The sequence below is a fragment of the Aestuariivirga sp. genome (genome assembly GCF_047602625.1).
Taxonomy (GTDB): Bacteria; Pseudomonadota; Alphaproteobacteria; order Rhizobiales; family Aestuariivirgaceae; genus Aestuariivirga.
On sequence record NZ_JASGGV010000002.1, the window covers coordinates 2,060,544 to 2,079,617 of the forward strand.

The window sequence follows — 19,074 nt, forward strand, 5'->3', positions numbered from 1 at the left end:
ACGCCGCTGGTCGAGATGCGCGATATTTCCATCGCCTTCGGCGGCATCAAGGCGGTGGATCATGCGTCCATCGATCTCTATCCCGGTGAAGTGATGGGGCTGCTGGGCCACAACGGCGCGGGCAAATCGACGCTCATCAAGATTCTCTCCGGCGCCTACAGGCGCGACTCCGGCGATATCCTGGTGAATGGCGACAAGGCCGAGATCAACAATCCGCGTGACGCCAAGGCCTATGGCATCGAGACGATCTACCAGACGCTGGCTTTGGCCGACAATGTGGATGCCGCCGCCAATCTCTATCTCGGCCGCGAACTGAGAACACCCTTCGGCACGCTCGATGACGTGGCGATGGAGGCGGAATGCCGGAAGGTGATGCACAGGCTCAATCCGAATTTCCGCCGCTTCAAGGAGCCGGTGGTGCGCCTGTCGGGCGGCCAGCGGCAATCGGTGGCGATCGCCCGGGCCATCCACTTCAACGCCCGCATCCTGATCATGGATGAGCCGACGGCGGCGCTGGGCCCGCAGGAGACCGCGCAGGTGGGCGAACTCATCAAGCAGTTGAAGGCCGAAGGCATCGGCATCTTCCTGATCAGCCATGATTTGCATGACGTGTTCGATCTCGCCGACCGTCTCTGCGTGATGAAGAACGGCCGCGTCGTCGGCACCGCGAAAACCACCGACGTGACGCATGATGAAGTGCTGGGCATGATCATTGCCGGCAAATGCCCGCCGGGCGCTGTTGCCGGGCCGGGCGCATTGAGAGAGGCCGCCTGAATATGACGGACTGGACGGAGCGGTTTGCCCTTAAGGGCAAGCGGGCGCTTGTGACCGGGGCCAGCAAGGGCATCGGCCATGAGGCCTGCCGCGTATTGGCCGAAGCGGGCGCCGATATCGCCGCAACGGCGCGCGATGCCGAAGGGCTGGCCGAGGTGAAAGCCACGGTGGAGGCGCTGGGCCGCCGCTGCGTGGTGATCGAGGCTGATCTCACGACCGTCGAGGGCGCGGAGAAAGCGGCACGCGAATCACTTGCCGCCTTCGGCACCGTCGACATTCTGGTGAACAATGCCGGCACCGCCTATGTGGCGCCCCTCACCGAACATTCGATTGCCGAGTGGGACCGCATCATGGCGGTGAACCTGCGCGCGCCCTTCATCATCGCCAGGCTTCTGGCCCCGGCGATGATCGCCCAGAAATCCGGCAAGATCGTCAATGTGTCGTCGCAGGCAGGCGTCATCGGCACGGCAGACCATGGCGCATACTGTGCGTCGAAGGGCGGCCTCAACATGCTGACCAAGGTGATGACGGTGGAATGGGCGCCGCACAACATCCAGACAAATGCGGTCTGCCCCAATGTGATTCTGACCCCCATGGGCGAGAAGGTGTGGGGGGAACCGGAGAAGGGCGATCCGCAACGCGCCAAGACGCCGCTCAACCGATTCGGCAAGCCGGTGGAGGTGGCGGACATGATTCTCTATCTTGCGTCGCCTGCCTCGGACTTCGTGTGCGGCGGCATTTTCATGATCGATGGCGGGTTTACAGCAGTGTAATGGTGGGATGACGTTACGTGCAGTTGATTATGGTTAACAGCGCGTATACCAAGGGCGGCGTGACACCCGCATCACCACCGATGATTGAACGAGTGGCCCGCGCCATCGCGCGGAACCTCGGGGATGCGGACTGGCGGGCCTACATGGAGGCCGCCCGCGCCGCCGTGCAGGCGATGCGCCAGCCCACCGTGGAAATGCTGGAAGCTGCTTTGCCTGATGCGCCCGACTGGGGCTATCTGCCCAAGGACTGGCAGCGCATGATCGACCACGTGGTCAATGAGCCGCTGAATTGAGAAAGCGCTCGACGTCTGCCCGCTTCGGCAGCGGCGCAATCGCCCCATAGCCAAGCGTTGAGAGAGCCGCCGCCGCATTGGCGAAGGGCACGGCTTCGGCGATTGAACTCCCCCGGCAGACCTCGGCCAGCAACGCACCGGTGAAGGCATCGCCAGCCCCCGTGGCATCGACGGCGGCGACGCGATGGCCTTTCAGAATCTGCGCGCGCGCGCCATCCGCAACCAGAACGCCATCAGGCCCGAGCGTGACCAGAACCTCTTTCGCCCCCAGCTTCAGGAACCGCGCGGCAATGGCGTGCGGGTCGCCGTCGCCGAAGAGTGCCCGGCTGTCGTCGATGGAGGTCTTGAGAATCGCGGCGTGTACGGCAGCGCGTTCGATGGCGGGCCGCGCGGTTTCAGCATCCCACAACGCAGGGCGGAAATTGGTGTCGAAGGAGATGAGCGTTCCCGCCGCTTCAGCCACGGCGATGGCGTGATCCACGGCATGCGCGGCACTCGGGCTGATGGCCTGGCTGATGCCGGAGACGTGGAGAATCTTCGCGGAGGCGATGAGCGCATCGGGCACATCCGCCACGCTCATCAGGCTCGCCGCCGATCCTTTGCGGCGATAGGTGAAGCGATGGCCTTCCGGATGATGGGTAACAAAATAGAGGCCGGTGGGCGTGTCCTTGTCGATCTTCACCGCCGTGGCATCCACGCCTTCCTGATCCCATAAACCCCGCAGCGCATCGCCGAAAATATCGCCGCCGATGCGCGAGACATAGGCGGTGTTTGCACCGAGACGCCGGGCGGCAATCACGACATTGGAGGTGTCGCCGCCGAAGCCGCCGAGATAACGCCCGTCCGCCTGCTGGTTCAACTCGTAGAGCGGCTCGCCGAGCGCCACGATGCCGATGGTTTTGTTCATTCTTGACTTGGCCCCGGCCTCATGTTTCGTGCGGCCCAACTAGGGCGATTTGGCAGGCAGGATCAAGATGGCGGTGGCATTCACCTTTCCGGGGCAGGGCAGCCAGGCGGTGGGCATGGGCAAGGCGCTGGCCGATGCCTTTCCTTCGGCGCGCACCGTGTTCGACGAAGTGGACGGGGCGCTGGGGCAGAAACTGTCGGCGCTGATGTGGGATGGCCCCGAAGCCGATCTGACGCTGACCGAGAACGCCCAGCCCGCCCTGATGGCGGTGAGCATGGCGGTGGTGCGCGTGCTGGAGCAGGAGTTCGGCATCAGCGTTGGCGGGACTGCAAAATTCGTGGCGGGTCATTCGCTGGGCGAATATTCGGCCCTTGCGGCGGCGGGCACATTCTCGCTGGCCGATACGGCGCGGCTTCTAAAGACTCGCGGGAAAGCCATGCAGGCGGCAACGCCGGTGGGCACCGGGGCGATGGCGGCCTTGCTCGGTCTTGATTTCGCCGCCGCATCAGCCGTCGCCGCGCAAGCGGCGGAGGGCGAAGTGTGCCAGGCAGCGAATGACAATAGCGATGGGCAGGTGGTGATCTCCGGCAGCAAGGCGGCGATTGACCGCGCCCTCGTCATCGCCAAGGAGAAGGGTGCGAAGCGCGCCATTCTTCTTCCCGTCTCGGCCCCCTTCCATTGCGCGCTGATGCAGCCCGCCGCCGATGCGATGGCGGAGGCGCTTTCAAAGGTGACCATGAATGCGCCTTCGGTGCCGGTGATCGCCAACGTCATCGCCGGGCCGCTCAGCGATCCGGCGGCGATCAGGGAGAGCCTCGTCAGGCAGGTGACCGGCACGGTGCGCTGGCGCGAATGCGTGGGCTATATGGCGCAGCATGGCGTCACCACCTTCTGCGAACTCGGATCGGGCAAGGTGCTGACCGGGCTTCTCAAGAAGAATGCGCCCGAGGCCACAGGGCTTGCACTCGGGACGCCCGACGACATTCAGGCCGCCGCCGCCACACTCAAACAGGGATAGGTAAAATGTTTGACCTTACAGGCAAGACTGCACTGGTGACGGGTGCGACCGGCGGCATCGGCGCGGCAATCGCACAGGCGCTTCACACGGCGGGCGCTACAGTTGCCATCTCCGGCACCCGCGCCGCCGTGCTGGAAGAGCTGAAAGCAAAATTGGGCGAACGCTGCCATGTGCTGCCCTGCAATCTCTCGGATTCAGCCGATGTCGAAAAGCTGGTGCCTGCTGCCGAAGAGGCGATGGGCGGCCTCGACATTCTGGTGAACAATGCCGGCATCACCAGGGATGGCCTCGCCATGCGCATGAAGGACGAGGACTGGAATCAGGTGCTGGACGTGAACCTGACCGCCTCCTTCCGCCTCGCCCGCGCGGCGATGCGCGGCATGATGAAGAAGCGCTGGGGCCGCATCATCAACATCACCTCCGTCGTGGGCGTGACGGGCAATCCCGGCCAGGCCAATTATGTGGCGTCGAAAGCGGGCGTTATCGGCCTCACCAAATCGCTGGCACAGGAACTGGCATCGCGCAATGTGACGGTGAACGCCATCGCCCCCGGCTTCATCGCCACGCCGATGACCGACGTTTTGAACGACAAGCAAAGGGAAACGATTCTGAGCCGCGTGCCTGCGGGCCGCCTGGGCACGCCGGACGAGATCGCCGCCGCCGCCCTCTATCTGGCGTCGAACGAGGCCTCCTATGTCACCGGCCAGACCATCCATGTGAACGGCGGCATGGCGATGATCTGAGGAAGCTCAGCGTTCTAGCAGCAGGATATCGAATTTCGATTCATATTCGGGCTCCGGGAACTGCAGCACCAGCCGGTTGGGCTTGAGCCGCTCCACGAAGGCCACCTGATTCTCTTTCGAGTCTTCGCCATAGCTGCGGGGGCTTTCGCCCACGACGTAGCCCGCCCCCAGATAGGCGAGGCGGGTTTGACTTACGGTGTAGAAGCGCCCTTCGGTGCGCTGCGAGCCGGTGGTCTTTTTCAGGAACCAGCCCGATCCATCATCGCTGATCCGGCATTTGAACCAGCCATAGGTGACGAGCGGCAGGTTGCCGCCCGCCTTGATGGTGCGGCAGCGCCATGGGCCGGTGGCATCGAAGCTGTTGATGTCCATGGGTGTGCCCGACAGCGCATCATCGAGGATGGCCATATCGGCGGCATCGCCGCCCGCCCGCGCTTCCGCCAATGCTTCCGCTTTGGTGGCCGCGAAATGCTTGAGCTTCGCGTCATCGGCGGGCTTCAGCAGGCGCAGCAGCTCTCCATCCGCGAAAGCGGGCAAGGCGATGAACAGCAGGATGAGCGCAAATGCGGATATGCTTTTTATCGTGTCCTCAAGCCTTCACGTTGCCAATCGTTCATCAAGCCAGTCGAGCGCCCGGCGGTTGAGCAGCGAGCGGTTCATCATCTCGCAATGCCCTGAAGCCCCTTCTGCCGCCGTGAATTGCATTAGAGTCTTTGGACAGCGCAGCGCATCGAAAAACGATCCGGCATCGGCGGAAAGCCCATCTCCCTCGGCTTGCGTGATAAGCGTTGGACAGCGGATCAATTCGGCGCGGCCTTTCATGGTGAAGAGCTCCGCCGACGCGAGATAGTCACGAAGATTGTCAACGCCGTGTACCCAGAAGCCGCGTTGCACCACTTTCCAGTTCAGGCTGCGGCTCGAACGGATGAACGCGTCTGCCTTGGCAATCAGCGCCGGATCGAGCTTACCCAAGTCCTTTGCCGCATCGGCTGAAAGGCCAAATTTCTGGACGAAAACCTTGCGAAATCCGTCAGCGATACTCCATGTACCAGGATCGGCAATCAATGCCGCCAGGCGATGTTCTCCCGAAGCGCCACGGGGCGCCAGATAACCCCCGAGACTCCAGCCGTTGAGTACGATTCGTGCCGGATCGACCAGCGGCAAAGTTAAGGCATGATCCACCACTGCAGTGATCACCGTTTCCCAGTCGGGCCTGAGAGGCACATTTTGTTCATAAAGCATGGCGCCCTGGCCCGGGCCGTCGAACAGCAGGCAGTGATAGCCCCGGCGGGACGCAGCCACGGCGGAGGCGAAATACATATCGGTGATGGTGCCGTCATAGCCGTTGGTGAAGATAATCAGTGGCCGTACGTCATTTACATGCCCCTCCGCCGGGATGAAATAGGCGGGAAGGGCGGTTTGCTGAAACGGGATGGCAAAAGGTTGGGGAACCCCAGCGGTCAGCGACAGGCCCCTGTCAAAGGCATCGCGCTGTTTCCGGAAGGCGGACAGGAGCCGCGAATCGACAGGCGCGCCATACAGGGGATGGTAGGACGCGCCGTAAAAGACGCTGGCGCGCAAATAGAGATCGCGTGCGCTGCCGCGATGACCCTTCGCAAGGGCGGTTTCGGCTTCCGCAAACAACCGCTCGGCCGCGCCGGTCCAGCTGTTGAAATAGGCGGCATCGTCTCCCTTGCCGATGGTATCGGCAACCGCCTGGACCTCCCCATAGTCGGCCCCGCCCGCAGGGATATAGCCCAGCGGCCAAATGCCGAAATCATTGTATAATTCGTCTTGAAACAGTTGGCCCATCGTTCTCCCGGCGGCTGGAGTGCGGCGGGCGCAGACTAGATCGCGGGCATGGCCATGGCAAGCCGGCGCAGCGCCATCGGGTGACGTTGAAAACCCATGGTGACCTTGCGGCAGAAGCCTGAAACTTGCCCCTTTTGCCACAAAAGGAATCTGTGGTAGTGAACCCACGGCGAAAGGGGGGACCCGCGGGGGGTTCCGGCCGTCAGAACAGATAACAACCAAGGACGACTGAACATGAGTGATGTTGCTGAGCGGGTGAAGAAAATCGTTGTCGAGCACCTCGGCGTCGATGCCGACAAGGTGAAGCCCGAAGCGAGCTTCATCGACGATCTCGGCGCTGACAGCCTGGATACCGTCGAGCTGGTCATGGCCTTCGAGGAAGAGTTCAGCATCGAGATTCCCGACGACGCCGCCGAGACGATCCAGACGGTGGGCGACGCCGTGGCCTTCATCGAGAAGAACGCTGCCTGAGCGGGCCGCGCGCCTCCGTCTTCCGGGGGTCATTGAAACATATTGCGCGGAGGCATGGCCCATCAGAGCCCTGCCGCCGCGTTTTGTTATGAGGAAAGGATAGGCCCCGATGCGCCGCGTTGTCGTCACAGGCTTGGGAATGGTGTCGCCCCTGGCAACCGGCGTCGATGAGACGTGGAGCCGCCTGCTGGCGGGCGAATCGAGCGCGGGGCCGATCACAAAGTTCGACGCGCATGATCTCGCCTGCCGCATCGCCTGCGAGGTGAAGCGCGGCGATGGCGGCAATGCCACCTTCAATCCCGAACAGTGGATGGACCACAAGGAACTGCGCCGCTACGATGACTTCCTGATCTACGCGGTGGCCGCCGCCAAGCAGGCGATGAAGGATTCGGGCCTCGACCTGAAATCCGAGGAGGAAAAGGAACGCGCTGGCGTGCTTGTGGGCTCGGGCATCGGCGGGCTCACCAACATCGAGCAGACGACGCTGCTGCTGGCCGAGAAGGGCCCGCGCCGCGTCAGCCCCTTCTTCATTCCCGGCGCGCTCATCAATCTGGCCTCCGGCCTGATCTCCATCGAGTTCGGCTGCAAAGGCCCCAACCATTCGGTGGTGACCGCCTGTTCAACCGGCTCGCATGCGATCGGTGACGCGGCGCGCATCATCGCCCTCGACGATGCCGATGTGATGATCGCCGGCGGCGCTGAATCGGCGATCTGCCGTCTCGGCATCGCGGGCTTCGTGGCCTGCAAGGCGCTGGCCACCAAATACAATGACGAGCCCGCCAAGGGTTCGCGCCCCTATGACAAGGACCGCGACGGCTTCGTGATGGGCGAAGGCGCGGGCGTGATCGTGCTTGAGGAACTGGAACATGCGAAGGCGCGCGGCGCGCGGATCTATGCCGAGATCATCGGCTATGGCATGTCAGGCGATGCCTATCATGTGACAGCGCCCGCACCCGACGGTGACGGCGCCTTCCGCTGCATGACCAACGCGCTGAAGCGCGCAGGCCTCCAGGCGCACGAGATCGACTACGTGAACGCTCACGGCACCTCGACGCCCTTGGGTGATGAGATTGAACTTCGCGCCGTGGAGCGGCTGATGGGCAACCGCGCCGATGCACTCTCGATGTCGTCCACGAAATCGTCCATCGGCCATCTCTTGGGTGCCGCGGGCGCGGTGGAGGCGATTTTCTGCATTCTCGCCATGCGCGACAATGTGCTGCCGCCCACCATCAACCTCGACAACCCTTCCATCGATACCGCCATCGACCTCGTGCCCAAGGCGGCGCGCAAGAAAGAGATCAACACAGTTCTGTCGAATTCTTTTGGTTTCGGTGGTACCAACGCTTCACTGGTCATGCGGCGCTACGCGGCATGATCCCTAGGAAGGATCGGCCCGCGCATTGACAGGCAGCGACCCCACCCGCGTCTCCGCACCGAAACTGCCGCGCCCGCGCGCTTCGGCCATGACGCGCGTGCTGGGTTCTCTTTTCCTGATCGCTCTTGCCGTGGCGATTGCTGGTGCGGCGGGCGCCTTCTACGCCTATGACGCCTTTACGCGGCCAGGCCCGCTGGCGGACAAAAAGGTCTTCATGATCGGCAAGGGCCTGAGCACGCCCGAGATCGGCGCGGCGCTGGAACAGGCCGGGATCGTGAGCAATGGGCAGATCTTTGCCGCCGCCGCCTGGGTGACGGGACAGAAGAGCCATCTCCGCGCCGGTGAATATGAATTCGCCGCCGCCATGCCGATGAATGACGTGATGGACCTGATCGCCAGCGGCAAATCCATCACCTACAAGATCAGCGTGCCCGAAGGCTTCACCACCGACATGGCGCTGGCCCGCGTGACCGAAAACGATGTGCTGACCGGCGAGGTCACGAGCCCGCCGCCCGAAGGCGCGATCATGCCCGACACCTATGTGTTCGAGCGGGGCGCGACCCGCCAGCAGCTCATCGACCACATGACGATGGCGGAAAAGAAAATGGTGGACGAGGTGTGGGCCACCCGCAAGGCTGGCCTTGGCATCGACACGCCTGAACAGGCTGTGATCCTCGCCTCGATCGTCGAGAAGGAAACCGGCATCCCCGAGGAGCGCGGGCAGATCGCCTCTGTATTCCTCAACCGCCTCAAGATGGGCATGCGGCTGCAATCCGATCCGACGATCATCTATGGCATCGTCGGCGGCAAGGGAAAGCTCGACCGCCCGCTGACCAAGACCGACATCACCACGCCCACGCCCTATAACACCTATACCATCAAGGGCCTGCCGCCCGGGCCCATCGCCAATCCCGGCCGCGCGGCGCTGGAAGCGGTGGTGAACCCCCCTGACACGACCTATCTTTATTTCGTGGCCGATGGCACCGGCGGCCATGCCTTCGCCTCGACGCTCGAGGAGCATAACCGCAACGTGGCGAAGTGGCGGAACCTCGCCGGCAATTCCGCCACGGCGCTGGCCGCCGAAACGGGCGATGCCGGGCAAACTGATGCCGGCAGCGGAACCACCGATGTTCCCGAACCGCAATCCGCCACCTTGCCGCCGATGGACACGCCGGTTGAACAGCAGGACCAGACGGCGGACGCCACCGCAGCCCAGCCCGGTGCCGCCGCCACAACCACGCCGGCCGCGGAGGATGCGCCGGTGCTGGACCTCAAGCCCGGCTCGGTGATCGCTTCGGGCGATGCGCTGATCCCCGTTCCGAAGCTGAAGCCCAGGCGCTAACATCCGCGCCATCTGATTCTCGAAGGGCAGCGATGGCGATTTCCAGCATGACCGGCTTTGCCCGCGCCTCGGGCGCAAGCGGCGCCTTCACCTGGCAATGGGAGGTGAAGAGCGTCAACGGCAAGGCGCTGGACATGCGCTTCCGCCTGCCGCCCGGTTTCGAGGCGCTGGAAGGCCCGGTGCGGAGCGCCGTGGCCGCCAAGATCAAGCGCGGAAACCTGCAGATTTCCCTCACCATCGGCGGTGCTGCGCGGCCCGAGCGGGTGCGCGTGAACAAAGACGTGCTGGAGCAGCTTCTGGAGGCCGGCGAGGCGCTGCGGAACCGCATCGGCGGCGAACCGCTGCGCGCCGATTTTCTGCTCTCCATTCGCGGCGTCGTCGAGGTGGTGCCGGAAGAGGAAAATGAAGAGGATGTGGCCGCGCGCAACGGGGAAATCCTCCGTTCCTTCGATGAGGCGCTGGGCCAGCTTGTGGCCTCACGCGAGGCGGAGGGCGCGAGGCTCTCGGAGCTTGTGACGGCGCAGGTGGCGCGCATCGCCGCATTGGCCGAGGCCGCGCGGGCCAGCAAATCCCGCACGCCAGAGGCGATCAAGGCGAGGCTTGCCGAACAGGTGGCAAGGCTGATGGAGGCGGGCTCGGGCTTTGATCCGCAGCGCCTGCACCAGGAGGCGGTGCTGGCGGCGACGCGCGCCGACATCCAGGAAGAGATCGACAGGCTGTCCTCGCATGTCGAGGCGGCGCGGGCGCTGATGGCCTCGGGCGAGGCGGTGGGCCGCAAGTTCGATTTTCTGGCGCAGGAATTCAACCGCGAGGCCAACACGCTGTGCTCCAAGGCCTGGGATGGCGGCATGACGGCAATCGGCCTCGACCTCAAGACGGTGATCGACCAGATGCGCGAACAGGTGCAGAATCTTGAATAGCTCTTCTCCCGCAGCAATGGCTCGCCGGGGCCTGCTGCTTGTCATGTCCTCGCCATCGGGCGCGGGGAAAACCACGCTGTCGCGCATGCTGCTGGCCGCCGACAGCAACATCACCATGTCGGTCTCCGTCACCACACGAAAGCCGAGGCCCGGCGAAGTGGATGGCCGGGACTATCATTTCATCGCCAAGGATGCCTTCACCGCTGAAGCCGAAGCGGGCGGGCTTCTCGAATGGGCGGAGGTGTTCGGCAATTTCTACGGTACGCCGAAGAAGCCCGTTGAACAGGCGCTGGCGCAGGGCCGCGATGTGCTCTTCGACATCGACTGGCAGGGCACCCAGCAGCTTGCCGAGGCGATGAAGGACGATCTGGTGCGCGTCTTCATCCTGCCGCCATCGGCGGAGGAACTGCATGAGCGCCTGATCCGCCGCAATCAGGATGCGGCGAGCATCGTCGCCAAGCGCATGGCCGAAGCTTCGCGCGAGATCAGCCACTGGGCGGAATATGACTATGTCATCGTCAACGACGACGTGGACCGCGCCTTCGCGCAGATACAGGCGGTGCTGACGGCGGAGCGGCTGCGCCGCCGCCGCCTGACCGGCCTCACGCAATTCGTCCGTGATCTGACGAAAGGCCTTTGAACAGCGCCGCGAGGCGCGCAAAATCGGCAACCGGAATCTGCTCGGCGCGGAGTTCTGGATTGAGGCCTGCCGACGCCAGCAGCGACTTCGGGATTATCGGTGATGGATTTCAGGCTGGAGCGCAGCATCTTGCGGCGCTGGCCGAAGGCCGCGGCGGTGACCTTTTCAAGAACGGCAATATCACATGCGGGTTCAGGCATCGCGCGCGGCACGAGCTGCACGATGGACGAGGTGATCTTGGGCGGCGGCGTGAAGGCCGAGCGGTTTACGTCGAAGAGTTTTTTCGTATCGCAGAGATGCTGGCACAGGATGGAGAGGCGGCCATAATCCTTGCCGCCAGGCCTGGCCACGATGCGCTCGGCCACTTCCTTCTGGAACATCAGCGTGAGGGAGGAAAACCACGGCGGCCATGGGCCATTTGTCAGCCATCCCGTGAGAAGCGGCGTGGCGATGTTGTAAGGCAGGTTGGCGATGATTTTCGCCGGGCCCTTGATGAGGGAGCGCCAGTCGGTTGCCAGCGCATCGCCGGAGATCACCGTGAGGCGGCCCGGGTAGGCGCGCGCGACCTCCTCCAGCGCCGCGATGGCGCGATCGTCGCGCTCGACGGCAATGATCTTCTCCGCACCTTCCATCAATAGCGCGCGCGTGAGGCCGCCGGGGCCGGGGCCGATTTCGACGATGGTGAAGCCTTCAAGCGGGGCTGCGGCGCGGGCGATGCGGCGGGTGAGATTGAGGTCGAAGAGGAAATTCTGCCCGAGGGCTTTCTTCGCCGCGAGGCCGAAGTGGCCGATCACCTCGCGGAGCGGCGGCAGCCCGTCCCCGCTCACGAGGCGGTCTTCGCCATCTGGGCGGCCAAGGTAAGCGCGGCGATCAGGCTCTTCGGATTGGCGGTGTGGGTGCCCGCGATCGAGAGCGCCGTGCCGTGATCGGGCGAGGTGCGGATGAAGGGAAGCCCCAAGCTCACGTTCACGCCGCCATGGAAGTCGAGCGTCTTGACCGGGATCAGCGCCTGGTCGTGATACATGCAGAGGATCGCATCATATTGCGCGCGGGCTTCCGGGTGGAAGGCGGTGTCGGCGGGCAATGGTCCTTGTACGGAATATCCTTGCGCCGCCAGTTCCTTCAGCGCCGGAATGATGATTGCGTTTTCCTCGGTGCCCATCGTGCCGTTTTCGCCGGCATGCGGATTGAGGCCGGTGAAGGCAAGGCGGGGCTGGGCGATGCCGAAGTGACGCGTCAGCGCCTCCGCCGCGACGCTCGCCTGCGCCATGATCGAAGCCCCCGTGAGCTGTTTCGGCACTTCCGATAAGGGAATATGGACGGTGACCGGAATGGCGCGGAGATCCGCCGCCACCAGCATCATCACCTCCTGCGCCTTGTGGCCGCGCGTCTCCGCCAGATGGGCGAGATAATCCGTGTGGCCCTGATGGCGGAAGCCTGCCGTATAGAGCGCTTCCTTCTGGATGGGATTGGTGACGATGGCCGATACCGTGCCGTCGAAAGCCATGCTCACCGCCTCGTCGATGGCGGAAATCACCTGTTTCGCTGTCGCCGGATGAAGCTTGCCCGCTACCGGCGCGGCATCGAGCGGGCGATGGAGCACCGGCAGGGCTTCGGCAAAAACATCTTTCGCCTCGCGCGGCGACTGGATGCGGCGCACGGGAAGGGATGGATTGCGCGATTGCCAGTAATCGGCATCACCCAGCAGGAAGAAGCAGGAGGCCGCCCGGCCTTTCAGCGCTTGCCATGCGGCGGCGGTGATGTCGGGCGCGATGCCCGCAGGCTCACCACTGGTGAGGACGATGGGCTGATGCGTCACGGCGCGTAGCTCGGATCGCGGTACTCGACATAAACTTTCTTGCGGGCCGTGGCCATGTAGGAGGCTTCGTAGCCGTCGTATTTTTCATTGACGATGATGTTGGAGATCTGGTCGCGGTCCGGCATCTTGAAGGTCGGCATCTCCGGCGTGATCTTGCGGCTGCCGCAGAAGGCGATGAGCTGGATGCCTCCCGGCCCGCGCATCGGGCCGATCGCCTTGTTGACGCCGGCTTTCTGCAGCGCGGCGCGCAAGGGCGGCGGCAGCTTCGCGGCGTCAGCCTCGATCATCTTGCCGAATTTCACGTTGAACACCCCGCTGGCCGCGGCGCGCGGATTGCTGCAGCTCTTGAACTGCTGCTGCACCTGCTGCGCCTCCACCGCGCGCGCCTGCAGAAGGGCCGGATCGTCGGAAGATTCCACCGGCAGGGTGATCTCCATGATGTTGAACACGGTGATGCCGTTCATCCGCGGATCCTTGCGAAGCTGCGCCATCTGCGCATCCACCTTCGACTTGATCTCGGCGGTCTTGCTGTCGATGTCGCTGTCGTTCACCTTGATGTCGGACCGGTATTTGCTGGCCAGGATGCGGTTGAATCCAAGCTGCGCGGACAGATAGTTGCGGAAAAATGTCTCGTTGATCCCGCGCCCGGCCAGCTGTTTCAGCAAGCCGTCGGAACTCAGTTTCATGCGCCCCGCAATCCGCTTGATCTCGTCGTTCACGTCGTCATTGCTGGCGTCCATATTGTATTTCTTGGCGTCTGTGCGCTTGATGACATCGTCGACCATGCCCTGCAGCGCCTTCTTGCGGTCAAGCGGCGGAAGTTGCGGATCGAGGATTTTCGCCAGCGTGATCCGCGCCGTGATGTCGAATTCGGTGACGGGAACATCGGCCACGATGGCGACCACGCCGCCGGCATGCGCCACGCCGCACGAGAGGCTCGCGGCAATCCACAGTGAAAGACAAAAGCTGATGAGAATGTCGCGCCGCATGTTCGCCGTCAGAACTTGATCTTGCCGCCGAGCACGCCAATGGTGCGGAATTCGACCGACAGCTTCAGGCTGTGGCCGGTTTCCAGCGTCTCGTCATCAATCGAATCTTCATATACCAGTTTGGCCCGCATGCAGTCGCAATCGAACATGAGGCCGAGATATCTGTCCATGAACTTGTCCTTGCCCAGATCATATCTGAAACCGCCAAACATTTTCCAGGCATCGGCGAATTGATAGCCCGCATCGGCCCAGATTTGCCGGGCGTTTTCCGGCCGGCCATAATCTGGCGCCTTGTCCACGTCGGCATAACTGACAGACCCGGAAATCCTGTCCAAAGTGAGGCTGACGGAGGTTTCCTGGGAGTGCATGGCCGAGAAGTCCTGCGCCGCCCGCGCCTCGTAGGTGAAACGCAGCTTGTCATTGGGCTGGAAAGCCACGGCGCCCACGATGTCGGAAAGATCGTCCTCCAGCCCCGATCCGTCCTCGAAGCTGTTGGTGCCCGCGATATGATAGGATTCGCCCGCGCTGGCGCGGAGGAACCCGCCATTCTGGGCGAGGAAGGTGTACATCAGCCCGGCGTTGGCGCGCGTTCCGCCCTCATACCTGTCAAGGCCGCTGAAGCGGTCCTGCAGGAAAAGATTGGTATGGTCGAAATTCATCGTGATCGCATCTTCGGGCGCGATGTCATCGGCATCCTTTTCGCCGGGAGACGCGATAATCTGCGCCACCGGCGTGAGGATGCTTTGCCCGAGAGACTGGGAGGCGATGAAAGGCCAGCGGACGTCAAGACCGGCGGTGGGCAGCACCCGCGCGGTCGTCACCTCGTCCGAAGAAGCGCTGGGCACGTCTTCCGAATTGTAGAGATCGGCCCTGACGCTCGCAAACGGGGTGATGACCTGGCCCCAGCCGTTCACCATGCGCCGCTGCCAGTCCATGCTGGCCACCGCGCGGGTTTGCCGGGTGCCGAGATCAAGGTCCGTCGCGGCATCGTCGCGGTACAGCGAATAGGCATCGACGTTGAAACCCAGTTCGCCGCCGAGAACGGATTGCGCCAGCGTGTCACTGGCCGTCACGTAAGGGACAGCGTAGGGAATGAGGTGCTCGTCATCACGCGTGCGCAGCGACTGGTAATTGAGAATTTGCGCCGACACATAGGCGCGATCGTCGATATCGGTGACATGCACGTTGTTGGTGATCATGTCGGGGTTGCTGATGCCGTAGTCGCGGTAGAAATTGATGTCGCTCAGCAGCGTGCCGTCCCAGCCCCATGACCAGGTGTTGTTGATCTTGAAATCGCCCTTCGACGTGATGGCGCCGCGCCAGTGCGACGGATCCCGCGCCGCGTCCGGATCGAGTTGGTAAATTCCGTAGCCGCGGATATTGTATTCGCCGCTTGCCAGGCGGTGGCGCCATTCCACATCGCCGAACAGGCCCTGCTTCGTGGTCACCATGGGCCTCAACGTTAGGTCCATGTTGGGGGCGATGTCCCAGAAATAGGGAACCGTGACGCCCGCGCCATAGACCTTGCTGTAGCCGAAATTGGGCAGCAGAAACCCGCTCCGCCGTTTCACCGTGGGGTCGGGGTAGGAGAGATAGGGTAGCCAGAAGACCGGCATGCCCGCCAGTTCGAAGGTCGGATCGACGTAATGGATGGTCTTGGTGTTCTGGTCGTGCGTGGCCTGCGGCGCCTTGATCTGCCATGCCGGTGTTCCATCCTGGCGCACGCAATCCTTGCAGGCGGTGTAGGTCATGTTGGTGTAGATCGAGATGCCGTCCTGAATCTTCTTCGCGTAATCGGCGGTGATCGTCACGTCGTTGGTGAGCAGCGCCTTCACATGTTCGGCGAAGCCCTGCTTGAAATGATTGGTGAGCTCGGCCGAATTGGCTTCCGTGACGTTGCCGTTAGGCTCGCGCAGCACGACTGACCCGTTGGCCTTGAAGACATCCTTGTTGAAATCGTAGCTCACACGGGTGGCGGTGAGGATATAGGGGCCATAGACCATGCGGACCATGCCGGTGGCGGTGGCGAAGCGGGTCTTCGAATTATAGGTGAACTGGTCGGCCACCACATGCATCCGCGTGCCCTTGGGCGGCGACTTGGTGACCGGGGCCACGAATTTCGGAGACTTGGGGACGAAGGGCGAATCAACCGCCGCCATGGCGGCTCCAGCCATCAGAATGCCCGCCACGACGGCCAATGCCAGCGCGGACATGGAGCCCCGCAGGCTCTTCGGGTGGTTGCTGTTTTCGTCCGCCAGGATCACGCCCGATCGCCTGCTTACAGTTCTTTACAAACTCTTAACGGGATTTACTGCCGGGGTGAAGCCGGGAATGGCATTCATCCTCATCTTGAATTGAGTCCGATGCGCGGCGCTGTGACCATTGTGGTTAACGGGCCGTTGCGTCTAAGACCTGCATCTTCGCAGCCGTTTCGCGCCGCTGAGTTGGCTGTCTTGTTTCGTTTTGTCGGGAAGTGATCATGAAGATTAAATTTTCGGGGCCTACCGCTCCAGCCTCCGGTGTTCTCGTGGTGTTCGCAACCGAAGGCGCGAAGCTGGGTGACATTGCGTCAGCGGTGGACAAGCAGACCGGCGGCCACCTGGCGCGCGCCATGAAGGCGGCGCGCTTTACCGGCAAGCGCGAATCCTGGCTCGATGTTCTCTCGCCCGGCGGGCGCTATGACCGCGTGGTGATCTTCGGCCTCGGCAAGCCCGGCACCATCAGGCCGCAGGAGGTGGAATTTCTCGGCGGCGCCATTGCCGGAACGCTGCAGGCGCTGAAGGCGCCGCAGGCGGCGGTCGCCGTGGAGATCGACGGCGATTTCGGACCGAAGGGCATGGCGGCGGCGCTGCTGGCCTCTGGCGCCATGCTGCGCGTCTACAGCTTCAACCAGTACAAATCGAAGAAGCCCGAAAGCGTAACGCTGGAGAGTCTTACGCTTCATTGCGCCGATGCGGCGGCGGCGCGCAAGGCCTTCGCGGACTTCGAAGCGGTGGCGGAGGGCGTTCACCTGGCGCGCGATCTCGTCAACGAGCCGGCCAATGTTCTGTACCCGGAGGAATTTGCCCGCCGCGCCAAGGCGCTGGCCAAGGAGGGCGTGAAGATCGAAATCCTGAGCCCGGCCCAGATGAAGCGGCTGGGGATGGATGCGCTTCTCGGCGTGGCGCTGGGCAGCGATCATGAAGCCCGCATGGTGGTGATGCGCTGGGATGGCGGCCGGAAAGGCGAGAAGCCTGTGGCCTTCATCGGCAAGGGCGTGACCTTCGACACCGGCGGCATTTCCATCAAGCCCGCGGCGGGCATGGAGGACATGAAGGGCGACATGGGCGGGGCAGCCTGCGTGACCGGCCTGATGCTGGCGCTGGCGAAGCGCAAGGCGAAGGTGAACGCCATCGGCGCCATCGGCCTTGTCGAGAACATGCCCGACGGCAAGGCGCAGCGGCCCGGCGACGTGGTGAAGTCCATGTCCGGCCAGACCATCGCAGTGCTGAACACCGATGCCGAAGGCCGCCTCGTGCTGGCCGATGTGCTCTGGTATGTGCAGGACCGCTTCAAGCCGAAATTCATGATCGACCTCGCCACCCTGACCGGCGCCATCATGGTGGCGCTGGGCAAGGAACATGCGGGCCTGTTCTCCAACGATGACGAGCTGGCGCAGCGCCTGTCCGCAGCGGGCTATGCCACCGCCGAGAAAGTGTGGCGCATGCCGCTGGCGCCCGAATATGACAAGATCATCGACCATGACGTGGCCGATGTGAAAAACACCGGCGGGCGCAATGCAGGCGCCATCACCGCCGCGCAATTCCTGCAGCGTTTCGTGAACAATGTGCCATGGGCGCATCTCGACGTGGCGGGCACCGCCATGGATGCGCTGAAATCGCCCATCAACCAGAGCTGGGGCTCGGGCTGGGGCGTCAGGCTTTTGAACCGCCTGGTGGCCGATCACTACGAACGGTAAAAACGCCGGCCTCGCGGAGTTTTAATTCGCGCCGGGCTGGGCCGCGAGAAAACCCGCCACCGCGGCTGCGACCGTTGTATGGCCATAGGGCGTCAAATGGACATTGGCGGGGAAATGCGTGAGCGCGCCGCGGGAGGCCGCTGCCTGAAACGCCGGTACGAGATCAAGATAGGCGCAGCCGAGCTGCGGCACATTGCCGGCCAGCCATTCGCGCGTCATGTCGCTGGCCTGCTCGAGCGCCGCGCCGTTGGCGGGATCGTCGAACGCCACATGCCCGCGATAGGCCGTGTAGGCGGAGGGAATATAGGTGCAGACCGGCTTGAAGCCGCTGGCGCTGGCGAGTTCGACGAAGGCGCGCACCGGCGCCCCGTAGAGTGACGGCGGCACATCGCCGGAAACGATCCGCTTGGCCATCCTGACTTCGTCGCCGTCGGCGTTGGTGACATTCATAGCGATAGGCATGCCCTGCGATGTCACCGTGTAAGTGAAAGTCACGCCGGATTTTCTTGATAGGCCTTTCGCCAGGTTTTCAAGCGATGCCTTGATGAAAGCAAGGGCATAGCTGACGGCGAAGGGGCCGCCCATCGGCTCCTTCTTGCGCTTGAGCACCTTGCCATCCCGGAAGTCGTTGAAGCGCATCACATCACGCAAGTCGTTGCCCTCATAAATGTTGAAGATCACGGTCTTGGGATGAAGCGGCACGCCAAACCTGCGCACAATCTCGGTGTATTCATAGGGGCCAGTGCCGGGAATGCCGAGATTATAGGTCTGTTTTCCGGTCAGCGTTTCCAGCACCGCGGACGATGTTTCATCCGCCTTCACGCCGACGCAGCATACGAAGGAATCCCCGGCCATGATGTAGTCGGTGGCCTCCCGCCCGGATTTTCCGGGCGGATTGTAGAAGCCTTTGGCATCCATGAGGTGATCCTCGATGGCGCCCAGTTGCAGGTCGGCGGCATCGGCGCGGATGACGTGGACGGCGTTGGGTTCCATCAGGAAAATATCCGGGCCGTGGTCGAAGCGCCCGGCCGACGGCAAGACAGGGCGTGTCGTCTTGGTCGAAAGACCAAGCCGCGCGGCGATCTCGCTGCGAAGGCTCGGCGTCATGCGGTCGATCTGCGCCACGCCCATGAGCGACGGGTCGATGCGCAGCAGCACCTCCAGCAGGCCGAGCGCGAGAAGAAGGGTAAAGAGGACTGTCACGGCTCCAAAAAGCGCAGTGCGGCGGGCAGCCATGGAC

Annotated in this window: 18 protein-coding genes and 1 pseudogene; 11 read left to right on the forward strand and 8 right to left on the reverse strand. The window is 63.3% G+C overall.

Going from position 1 to position 19,074, the window contains the following annotated elements; translation table 11 throughout:
* Positions 1–15: 15 nt before the first annotated feature.
* Genes QM694_RS15195 through QM694_RS15205 form a run of 3 tightly spaced genes read left to right on the forward strand, consistent with a single transcriptional unit; the run spans position 16 to position 1,840 of the window.
* A complete protein-coding gene (locus QM694_RS15195; RefSeq protein ID WP_415008644.1) occupies positions 16–774 on the forward strand; it encodes an ATP-binding cassette domain-containing protein in 759 nt (252 codons plus the stop codon).
* A gap of 2 nt (positions 775–776) precedes the next feature.
* Positions 777–1,547: an SDR family NAD(P)-dependent oxidoreductase gene (locus QM694_RS15200; RefSeq protein ID WP_415007766.1), complete on the forward strand. Its 771-nt coding sequence runs from the start codon at positions 777–779 to the stop codon at positions 1,545–1,547.
* Positions 1,548–1,576: 29 nt separating this feature from the next.
* The gene (locus QM694_RS15205) at positions 1,577–1,840 is read left to right on the forward strand and encodes a hypothetical protein (RefSeq protein ID WP_415007767.1); all 264 of its coding nucleotides are present in this window, start codon (positions 1,577–1,579) and stop codon (positions 1,838–1,840) included.
* Here the strand turns inward: QM694_RS15205 and QM694_RS15210 are convergent.
* On the reverse strand, positions 1,821–2,747 hold the full coding sequence (locus QM694_RS15210; protein WP_415007768.1) for a sugar kinase: 927 nt from the start codon (positions 2,745–2,747) through the stop codon (positions 1,821–1,823). The two genes, QM694_RS15205 and QM694_RS15210, sit on opposite strands and share 20 nt — an antisense overlap.
* Positions 2,748–2,814: 67 nt before the next feature.
* Here QM694_RS15210 and fabD point away from each other — a divergent pair, with 67 nt between their 5' ends.
* Both fabD and fabG read left to right on the forward strand, forming a co-directional pair.
* Positions 2,815–3,765, forward strand: coding sequence for an ACP S-malonyltransferase (fabD, locus tag QM694_RS15215; protein ID WP_415007769.1), 951 nt, complete (start codon positions 2,815–2,817; stop codon positions 3,763–3,765).
* Positions 3,766–3,770: 5 nt separating this feature from the next.
* Complete coding sequence (fabG, locus tag QM694_RS15220; protein WP_415007770.1) at positions 3,771–4,508, forward strand: 3-oxoacyl-[acyl-carrier-protein] reductase; 738 nt, start codon at positions 3,771–3,773, stop codon at positions 4,506–4,508.
* Positions 4,509–4,514: 6 nt separating this feature from the next.
* Here the strand turns inward: fabG and QM694_RS15225 are convergent, their stop codons facing one another.
* Together QM694_RS15225 and QM694_RS15230 are read right to left on the reverse strand one after the other, a co-directional pair.
* Entirely contained in the window at positions 4,515–5,045 is a 531-nt protein-coding gene (locus QM694_RS15225) for a DUF4893 domain-containing protein (RefSeq protein WP_415007771.1), read from the reverse strand.
* 60 nt (positions 5,046–5,105) lie between these two features.
* The gene (locus QM694_RS15230; RefSeq protein WP_415007772.1) at positions 5,106–6,599 is read right to left on the reverse strand and encodes an alpha/beta hydrolase family protein; all 1,494 of its coding nucleotides are present in this window, start codon (positions 6,597–6,599) and stop codon (positions 5,106–5,108) included.
* On the opposite strand from QM694_RS15230, the gene QM694_RS15235 reads away from it, so the two are divergent.
* The 5 genes from QM694_RS15235 to gmk all read left to right on the forward strand — a co-directional run bounded on the left by QM694_RS15235 (position 6,555) and on the right by gmk (position 11,068).
* Entirely contained in the window at positions 6,555–6,791 is a 237-nt protein-coding gene (locus tag QM694_RS15235) for an acyl carrier protein (RefSeq protein WP_415007773.1), read from the forward strand. The genes QM694_RS15230 and QM694_RS15235 overlap by 45 nt on opposite strands.
* A 109-nt stretch (positions 6,792–6,900) precedes the next feature.
* Positions 6,901–8,166: a beta-ketoacyl-ACP synthase II gene (gene fabF, locus QM694_RS15240; protein WP_415007774.1), complete on the forward strand. Its 1,266-nt coding sequence runs from the start codon at positions 6,901–6,903 to the stop codon at positions 8,164–8,166.
* Positions 8,167–8,191: 25 nt separating this feature from the next.
* A complete protein-coding gene (mltG, locus tag QM694_RS15245; RefSeq protein ID WP_415007775.1) occupies positions 8,192–9,508 on the forward strand; it encodes an endolytic transglycosylase MltG in 1,317 nt (438 codons plus the stop codon).
* 32 nt (positions 9,509–9,540) lie between these two features.
* Positions 9,541–10,428, forward strand: a complete 888-nt coding sequence (locus tag QM694_RS15250; protein ID WP_415007776.1) for a YicC/YloC family endoribonuclease — start codon at positions 9,541–9,543, stop codon at positions 10,426–10,428.
* A 16-nt stretch (positions 10,429–10,444) separates the two neighbouring features.
* On the forward strand, positions 10,445–11,068 hold the full coding sequence (gmk, locus tag QM694_RS15255) for a guanylate kinase (protein ID WP_415007777.1): 624 nt from the start codon (positions 10,445–10,447) through the stop codon (positions 11,066–11,068).
* On the opposite strand, the pseudogene rsmA reads toward gmk, so the two are convergent.
* The 4 genes and pseudogenes from rsmA to QM694_RS15275 all read right to left on the reverse strand — a co-directional run bounded on the left by rsmA (position 11,031) and on the right by QM694_RS15275 (position 16,140).
* Positions 11,031–11,895, reverse strand: a pseudogene (rsmA, locus tag QM694_RS15260) (16S rRNA (adenine(1518)-N(6)/adenine(1519)-N(6))-dimethyltransferase RsmA). The gene gmk and the pseudogene rsmA overlap by 38 nt on opposite strands.
* Positions 11,892–12,887, reverse strand: coding sequence for a 4-hydroxythreonine-4-phosphate dehydrogenase PdxA (pdxA, locus tag QM694_RS15265; RefSeq protein ID WP_415007778.1), 996 nt, complete (start codon positions 12,885–12,887; stop codon positions 11,892–11,894). The pseudogene rsmA and the gene pdxA overlap by 4 nt, the downstream one beginning before the upstream one ends.
* Entirely contained in the window at positions 12,884–13,876 is a 993-nt protein-coding gene (locus QM694_RS15270; RefSeq protein ID WP_415007779.1) for a hypothetical protein, read from the reverse strand. Before QM694_RS15270 ends, pdxA begins: the two co-directional genes overlap by 4 nt.
* Before the next feature lie 8 nt (positions 13,877–13,884).
* Positions 13,885–16,140, reverse strand: a complete 2,256-nt coding sequence (locus QM694_RS15275) for an LPS-assembly protein LptD (protein ID WP_415007780.1) — start codon at positions 16,138–16,140, stop codon at positions 13,885–13,887.
* Positions 16,141–16,355: 215 nt separating this feature from the next.
* Here QM694_RS15275 and QM694_RS15280 point away from each other — a divergent pair, with 215 nt between their 5' ends.
* On the forward strand, positions 16,356–17,834 hold the full coding sequence (locus tag QM694_RS15280) for a leucyl aminopeptidase (protein WP_415007781.1): 1,479 nt from the start codon (positions 16,356–16,358) through the stop codon (positions 17,832–17,834).
* Between the two features lie 21 nt (positions 17,835–17,855).
* Here the strand turns inward: QM694_RS15280 and QM694_RS15285 are convergent, their stop codons facing one another.
* Positions 17,856–19,070 (reverse strand): hypothetical protein, encoded by a 1,215-nt coding sequence (locus QM694_RS15285; protein WP_415007782.1) that lies wholly within the window; start codon positions 19,068–19,070, stop codon positions 17,856–17,858.
* Positions 19,071–19,074: the final 4 nt, after the last annotated feature.